Genomic DNA, 538 nt, shown 5'->3' on the forward strand with positions numbered 1-538 from the left:
TTTGGTTGAATCCGAAACGGTCTTCTTCTCTTCCAAAAGCTCTGAAGGCAAATCGTTCGGTAATACTTCACTACCACTCGCCATCACGGTTAACCAGCGACAAATGTTTTCTAGCTGACGTACGTTGCCCGGCCAATTGAGTCGATTGAGAATTTCGACCGTCGACGGGTGCAAGGTTTTGGTTTCCACTCCAAGCTCATCTGCGGCGCGTACCAGAAAGTGTTGTGTGAGCTTTTCAATGTCTTGTTTGCGTTCACGAAGCGCAGGAATTTGTACGCGAATGACGTTCAAGCGGTGGAACAAGTCTTCACGAAAATCGCCTTGGTGTACCAGCTTTTCGAGGTTTTGGTGCGTGGCGGCGACAATACGTACATCGACACGAATCGGAGAGTGACCACCAACACGGTAGAACTGACCATCCGCCAACACGCGCAGCAAACGTGTCTGGATATCCAGCGGCATGTCCCCGATTTCGTCCAAAAAGAGCGTGCCTCCGTTGGCTTGCTCGAAGCGGCCTTGACGAACACTGTTCGCGCCC

Annotated in this window: 1 protein-coding gene; it reads right to left on the reverse strand. The window is 51.7% G+C overall.

What is annotated here, in order from left to right:
- Positions 1–538 (reverse strand): sigma 54-interacting transcriptional regulator (locus tag R7Q48_RS30430; RefSeq protein WP_318134140.1); only part of this gene is annotated, 538 nt, incomplete at both ends.

Source organism: Vibrio sp. 378, from assembly GCF_033339435.1.